This is a genomic window from Cytophagia bacterium CHB2 (assembly GCA_030263535.1).
Lineage (GTDB): Bacteria > Zhuqueibacterota > Zhuqueibacteria > Zhuqueibacterales > Zhuqueibacteraceae > Coneutiohabitans.
On sequence record SZPB01000321.1, the window covers coordinates 1 to 7351 of the forward strand.

Below are 7351 nucleotides of genomic sequence, written 5' to 3' on the forward strand. Positions count from 1 at the left end.
GCGCCGCGGCGCATTTCCGCCTATCTTAAACCGCTTCCTCCCGCAGGGGGTGGGGGAATTATCCTGACCCCGGGTGGGGGAATTGTGGTGACCCTTGACGCGCGGTCTGAATAATGCAAGTGAAATCATGGCTTGGCGCCCTCAGGAATCAATGAGGAATTTTATATAATCCATAAACCCTGAAGTTAAATTTTTCTGAGCAACAAGATTCTCTGTCCGTCATCAAAAATATTTTGAAAGCCGAATTCATCGCAGAGGTAGGTGAAAGTCTTGTCGTGATAGAACGCCACATGAGAAGCGTCGCGGGTGTAATACCAATTGCGAAAGCTTGCGAGATCCGCCCAGCGCGCCGTCATCACCACCAATATTCCCTCCGGTCTCAACAGATTGACGATTTTTTCGATATCCCGCCTCGGCTGGCGGAAATGCTCGAAAACTTCCGTGGAAAAAATAAAATCATACGTCGCATTCAAATCATTGCTGACAAAATACGGATCGTAGTTGTCGCAGCGATAACCTTCCCTGGCGAGAAGGATCGACAAGGTTGGCGCATATCCGCAGCCATAATCCAGGCCCAGCATATTTTCTTTCAAAAAAGGCAGGGCGGGAATGACGGCCCGCCTCAGAAAATCAACATACCCCTGATGCGCAATGCCGTTGTTGTGGGTCAGGTATCTTGCTTTTTCTTCGTGAGCCGAAAGAAAATGCTGTGGCGCAACGCCGATGAGCCGGCAACTCGGGCATAAATAATAAACTCTTTCATCGGCGCCGCGAACCTTCTCAGTCTTTGGTGCGGCGCATAATCTACAATTCATGACAACCATCTGCTGCATTTTCCAGGCTGAGGGTGAGATCGTTGTGTTCAATTGAGGATAGGAATTTTACATTTGGACATTTTTCCAGCGCCATGCTATAGGCAAACTGTGTTTCTGCCAAAAAAACAAGATTATTGTTCTTGTCGAAGTACAGGTTGTGCGAGTATAGTTGTTCTAGATAAGCAATGTCTTTGCGGGAATTATATTCCAGCCAGAACGCTTTGTACGAAGGCAGCAGCAGAAACTCCACGCGTGCGCCATATTCATTGAGCAGACGGTATTTTAAAACATCGAACTGCAGCTCTCCCACCACGCCCACCACTTTGGTGTTCCCCAAGTTTTGGGTAAACAATTGCGCCAATCCTTCATCCGTCAAATATTGAATGCCCTTTTCCAATTGCTTGGATTTGAAGGGATGGGCATTGCGAATAACTCTAAAAACTTCCGGGGAGAATCGTGGAATGCCCTTGAACATCAAGGTTTCCCCCTCGGTGAGAGTGTCGCCAATATTAAAAATACCTGAATCGTATAAACCAATCACATCGCCGGGAAATGCCTCTTCCAGAAGAGATTTGCTTTGCGCCATGAAGGAAGCCGGATTGGCAAACTTGCGCAGCTTGTTCAACCGAACATGATGATAAAACTTGTTTCTCTCGAATTTACCCGAACAAACCCGCAAGAAAGCAATGCGATCTCTATGTTTCGGATCCAGGTTGGCGTGAATCTTAAAAACAAATCCGCTGAATTTTTTGTCTTCCGGCTTAACCACCCCGTTTGTCGTTTCTCTAGCTGTGGGCGAGGGGGCAATCTCCGTGAACGTGTCAATGAGTTCTTTGATGCCGAAATTATTCAACGCGCTGCCAAAGAATACCGGGGCCAGATTGGCGCTCAAATATCGCTCAACACTAAAATCATCATAAACACCGTTTATCAATTCAACGTCATGCCTTAACTTCTGCGCCTCATTGCCAAAGGTTCTATCAAGGCCGGGATCAGATAAACCGGTGAAAACGCTTATTTCTTCTTCGATTTTTCTCTTGTTGGGTTTGTAGAACGCAAAAGAGTTTTTGTAAATGTTGTAAACGCCGCGAAATCGCGAACCCATGCCCAGCGGGTAGGTTAAAGGCCGGACGTTGATGGAAAGCTTCAACTCCAGCTCATCCAACAATTCAAACGGATCCTTGCCCTCCCGGTCCAATTTGTTAATGAAAATGATAACCGGTGTGTTTCTCATGCGGCAGACTTGCATCAATCTTTCCGTTTGCTCTTCAACGCCTTTAACACAGTCAATAACGAGAATGACGCTGTCTACAGCGGTTAACGTTCTGTAGGTATCTTCGGCGAAGTCTTTATGACCGGGCGTATCCAGAAGATTGATTTTGTAATCATTGTAATCGAAAGAAAGAACGGAAGTGGTTACGGATATCCCTCTTTGTTTTTCAATCTCCAGAAAATCAGACGTTGCCGTCTTTTTTATTTTATTGGATTTGACCGCGCCGGCAATCTGGATTGCCCCGCTGTAAAGTAAGAGCTTTTCCGTTAACGTTGTTTTTCCCGCATCCGGATGGCTGATGATGGCAAATGTTTTGCGCTTGTTAACCTCTGAAATAATCGACACGCGACGTACCTCTGCTTGAGTTCAAAACGGTGATCAAACTTTTTTGGTGAAAAAGAAATGGGCAGGGAAAGGGTTGTTGCAACCCTTTTTTGATCAGATTGGACTGCCAGTATAAAATCTATTTTTCATGGGATGGGAATATAATGAAATCAAAGTCGCTTTTGAAGTCTTTTTTTGAGTTTCTGTCGACTGCCACGCCAATGTTCCTGCGAATAACTGTATCATTTTTGTAACGCGCGCATCTTCAAAACCGCGATCATGCGGGTATAGTTCATTTCGTGATTGGGAAAGGAGGTTGGCTGCTCACCAAATTGCATTGGCTCAGAACGCATCATGGTCGCTGCAACAAAATATTTGAGCTGGGGCGCCCTCATTCTTGCCGCGTGCCTGGCATGTTCTTGTCATTACCCTTCGCCCTCGGATCCAACGCCGCCGGAGCCGCCCGCAACCAACATCATTCGCGAAGAAAACAGCCTGCAGTTTCGCGATCTCAACACCTATCCGATCAAACCCAGCCAGGTGCAATTCACGTTTTCGTTGCACGAACGCGAGGGCCAAACATTGTTTCGTCCGGCGGCAGAGATTGCGGCGGCCACGCGCATTCTGGAAAACGGCGTTCCCCTCGACTCCACGGAAACCAGCTTCTTTGTTCACACGACGGTACGCCAACACCTGGAGCTGGTTCTGGTGTTGGATTTCACCCGCAGCATGGCGTTGTGGCGTGAAAACAATGTTTCCGGCATCGAGTTGACCGTGCAACACATCAAGACACTTATTTACACCCTGGGTCCGGCGAATCGCATCGCGCTGGTGGAGTTTCACGATCGCAATGAAACACCCGGCGTGATCAGTGATTTCACCAGCGACAAATCTGCTCTGGTCCAGGCGCTCGACCGGTTTCTGCAATCCGGCATCGAATACGGCGCTTCCCGCTGTTGGGACGCGTTGCACGCCGGCGTGAGCTTGTTTCCGAACCCGCCACAAGCGGCTCATGAGAAAGTCGTGTTGTTGATCAGCGACGGCTATGACACCAGCAGCGAGCATAAGCCCGAGGAGATTATCGCGCTCGCGGCGAAAAGAAAAGTCCGTATTCATGCTATCGGCACGGGCGCGCTGGCGGAACACACGATATTCGAAACCCTGGTGCGCGCCACCGGCGGGGAATATTTTGGCGCGGCCGATTTTGCGGCATTTACCCAGCAGTGGGCGCTCGCCGCGCGCAATTTGCGCCAGCAATACAAGCTCAGTTATCTAACACTGAAGAAAACCGGCAAACATGCCGTGCGTGTGCAAATCGATTGGGCGGGAGAGAGCAACTTTTTCGAGCAAACGCTGGATCTCGGCGCGATCTATGACGACGATCGCGTGGGCCGCATCGGCTATGAAGAATCCGGCGTGATCAATCAGCGCGCCGAGATTCGCTTCAACGCGGATCATCTGCCGCGTAACATTGACAAATTTAGGTTCCGCCTGGACACGAATTTGCCGGCGCGTTGGGAGATCATCAAAGCGCAAGACGGCGGGCTATGCGAAGGCTGGCGTCTTGAAGGACCGGACGCGCAGGGTTACATTGTGCTGGCGGCGCCGGCAGGCGCAAGTTTGCCCTTCGGCGATTCCGGCGGGCTGTGCAAAGTTATATTTGAGAATTTGAAAGAATCCGGTTTGATTCTGGGTTGCCGCTTTGACAACAGTCTTTATGCAAACGGCAAGCGCTTCGACTATCCCGACACGGTTTATGCTGGCCTGCCTATCGTCGATCCCCAACCTTCCGACGGCGCGACGCCCTCGCTCGATTCACTATCATCGCTGAGTTGGAGCGTACAAAATCCCCGCAAACTGCCGCTAACCTTTTCCGTCTTGTTCGATACGCTTGACGCGACAAAAGAAATTACGCGCGGACTAACAGCAATGAATCAAGTATTGCCAAATGATATGACGGCGAACAAAACGTATTACTGGCGTGTCATTGCCCATTCCGGAGAACGCAGTTTTATTGGGCCCAAATGGCATTTTCGCACGAATTAATTTGAAAGCTTTAGGCTCTTTGCCGTTTAGCAATCTGGTGAAGAGTATCGCAGATATTGCCCGTCCGGGCCGCGCTCAGCCTGTGAGCCTGTCCTTGACATTGCCATCCGAAATCCGCATTTTGATTTCGCGGTGAATGTTATGGAGAACAAAAGGCAACCAGTCATGGAGGATACCAATGCGCGTCAAAAATCCATTGCGCACGATTGCGCGCGTGTTGATTCACAAAGCGCCAATCCAGGCGCAATTGATCGTTACCCGACGCTGCAATTTGAGCTGCGGTTATTGCACGGAATATGACAATTTCTCTCCGCCCATTCCCTTCGATGTTTTGAAGGCGCGCATTGACGCGCTGCATCGCCTGAAAGTCATCAACATTACCATGCTGGGAGGCGAGCCGCTGTTGCACCCGCAGATTGCTGAAATCGTAGCCTATGCCGATCGCGATGCTCAAGTCTCCATCACGACCAATGGATTCCTGTTGTCGGACAAAATCATTGCAAGTCTGAACGAGGCCGGCCTCAGCAATATGCAAGTCAGCATCGATGCCCTCATGCCCGACAAAACCGGCTACATTCAGAAAACCATGAAGTCGATTATGCCCAAGCTCGAGCGCTTGCGGCGGCTGGCAAAATTCGATGTGTATGTTAATCTCGTGTTGTGTGAGAATTCCAGGGCGCATTTCAAGGAAACCGTTACCGAGCTTAAACGCCTGGGCTTTTTTGCCAGCGTCAATCCAATTCACAATGAAAAAGGCATTATCGAGATCAACGGCCCGGACTATATCGAGCTGTGGGACCATCATTACCAACAAGGCAATCCTAATTCGTTTATCGAATACGAGTATGGCAAGCGTTTGCTGGAAGGCGAACAACCTTCATGGAAATGCCGCGCCGGCGCGCGCTCGCTTTATGTCGATGAACATGGCAATACGCAATTTTGCCATTCTCAGATCGGCAGGTTGAACAAACCAATCGTGGAATACACGCGCGCCGATATCGAGGAACATTATAACAGCTATAAAGGCTGCGAAGTCGGCTGCTCGATTCTTTGCGTCTATCGGGATTCATATTTGGATAATGAACCGCTGGGCATGGCAAAAGCCGCGTATCAACTGCTGCGCCGCGGCGGTATTTCGCGCGGAAACGGCAAGAGTAACAGTCATTCCAATGGCAATGGCTCGCCGCATTTACCGGAACCGGCGACACGTTCATTGCCGGTAATCCCGCTGACAACAGTGGACAAGTAGCGCAAGCGCGGGCTTGCTTTTTGTTCGCTCCAGACAATACGAGACCCAAGGCATGTACCACGTGATCGCATGATCCTTTGCAAAGCCGGGAGAAACTAAACGTATGTGTAATCGACTTCGAATTCCTCTTCTTTTTTACATATCCCTTTTGATTTGGCAAAATGCGAGGGCGCAGTCTCCTGAAACCCGTGAACACTTAATCCAGCGCAGCTTCGAACAATTGCAGTCCGGGCAATTTGACGACGGTTTGGCAACGTGCGCCAAGCTGCGGCGTAATTGGCCTGATGATCCCGCCGGTTATTTGCTCGCCGCCAATATTTATCAAACCATGATGCGCGATTATCGCGTACGTCTATTTGAAGCGAAGTTTGACAGTTTGATCAAGAGCGCGGTTCAGCTCGCCGACAAACAGGTGAGCAAGCACGCGACGCCTGAAATGTTGTTTATGCTCGGCACGAGCCGCGGGTATCGCGGGTTGCACCGCTTTCGCTGCGGCGAATGGGGCGCCGGTTTCCGCGATGCGGTGCTGTCGCTGCATGCGATGGAACGGGCGTTGCGCATGGATCCGAGTTTTGTCGATCCCGGTTTGGGACTGGCGTTGTACGAATACTGGAAAAGCGCCAAACTCGATTTTGGCCTGGGCATGCTCAAGCACAAGCGCACGGCAGCCATTGCCGCGCTGGAAGATATTCGCCGGCGCGGCCGTTACCTCGCCATTGATGCAACGTATGCGCTGCAAACGATTCGCGTACACGAGAAAGATTATGCCGCGGCCTTGGAGATCAACTCCTGGCTATATGAACGTTTCCCGCAAAACATCAGCACGCTTTACCATCGCGGTTTGATACTTGAAAAACTCGAGCGCCCGGCTGAAGCGCTGGCGGCGTGGGACACGCTGGTGCAGCGCCTTCATGATTTTTCACCGGTGAGTGACGGTTTTCTGGCGGAATGCCATCTGCATCGCGCGCAACTCAATGAACGTTTGAAACAGCTTGCGAGCACCGAGCCGGAGAACGAACATGTCTTGGTTGCCCTGCAAAGCGCGCACACCCACGCGCAACAACGGCGCGCAGCAGTAGAGTTGGAAGGCCCGTTGGCCAGCTTTGATGATATCAACAAAGCAATAAAACAAATGGTAAAAAAATACGCCACGGCTGGCGAAATTTTGGATAATTGAAATTCTTTTTCGTCGACTTCGCGCCGCGCTTTATTTCGTTTTCCCTATCACAAGCGCCAATTTCCTCGCTCGACATTTTTCAGAAATTGCTTTCGCTTCCCGCCTTCTGTGAATTCCTTGCCTCGTAATGTGCATCAGCTTTACATGCGACTCTGTCAAATGACGGCCATTGCAGCCTGATCTTGAACCTGTAAATCATCTATTTCGAACAAATTCTTTTGAATCGGATGGCTTGCGGTGTTTCGGCACGTTGCTTGCGAAAGCACGCCGTGAACCTGCATTTACCGGAGGAAATCGCCATGAAACATCAATCAATGCGATCGCTTTTGATCACTGTTATTGTCACCCTCGTTGTGCTTACGATTGCCACATTTGCCTGGCCGCAAGTCCTGGAACCGCAGCACATTTCCTGCAACGCCTGTCAATTTGAAAATGATTGGGCAAACAAGTTTTGCGTGAATTGTGGC

The 7351-nt window shown here is 50.2% G+C and carries 5 protein-coding genes; 3 read left to right on the forward strand and 2 right to left on the reverse strand.

Annotated features, from left to right (window positions below):
- Positions 1–185: 185 nt before the first annotated feature.
- Together FBQ85_23350 and FBQ85_23355 are read right to left on the reverse strand one after the other, a co-directional pair.
- A complete protein-coding gene (locus FBQ85_23350) occupies positions 186–833 on the reverse strand; it encodes a class I SAM-dependent methyltransferase (GenBank protein ID MDL1878080.1) in 648 nt (215 codons plus the stop codon).
- Positions 805–2433, reverse strand: coding sequence for a peptide chain release factor 3 (locus FBQ85_23355; protein ID MDL1878081.1), 1629 nt, complete (start codon positions 2431–2433; stop codon positions 805–807). Before FBQ85_23355 ends, FBQ85_23350 begins: the two co-directional genes overlap by 29 nt.
- 333 nt (positions 2434–2766) lie before the next feature.
- On the opposite strand from FBQ85_23355, the gene FBQ85_23360 reads away from it, so the two are divergent.
- The 3 genes from FBQ85_23360 (at position 2767) to FBQ85_23370 (ending at position 6884) form a co-directional block, all read left to right on the forward strand.
- A complete protein-coding gene (locus FBQ85_23360) occupies positions 2767–4458 on the forward strand; it encodes a VWA domain-containing protein (protein MDL1878082.1) in 1692 nt (563 codons plus the stop codon).
- A gap of 136 nt (positions 4459–4594) precedes the next feature.
- Complete coding sequence (locus tag FBQ85_23365; GenBank protein ID MDL1878083.1) at positions 4595–5707, forward strand: radical SAM protein; 1113 nt, start codon at positions 4595–4597, stop codon at positions 5705–5707.
- A 148-nt stretch (positions 5708–5855) separates the two neighbouring features.
- The gene (locus FBQ85_23370; protein ID MDL1878084.1) at positions 5856–6884 is read left to right on the forward strand and encodes a hypothetical protein; all 1029 of its coding nucleotides are present in this window, start codon (positions 5856–5858) and stop codon (positions 6882–6884) included.
- The last annotated feature ends 467 nt before the right edge of the window (positions 6885–7351 follow it).

What these genes read in the sequence shown, in the direction of transcription:
- FBQ85_23350 (MDL1878080.1), bottom strand. Translation starts at nt 833, where the DNA reads ATGCAGCAGATGGTTGTCATGAATTGTAGATTATGCGCCGCACCAAAG.
- FBQ85_23360 (MDL1878082.1), top strand. Translation starts at nt 2,767, where the DNA reads ATGGTCGCTGCAACAAAATATTTGAGCTGGGGCGCCCTCATTCTTGCC.
- FBQ85_23365 (MDL1878083.1), top strand. Translation starts at nt 4,595, where the DNA reads ATGTTATGGAGAACAAAAGGCAACCAGTCATGGAGGATACCAATGCGC.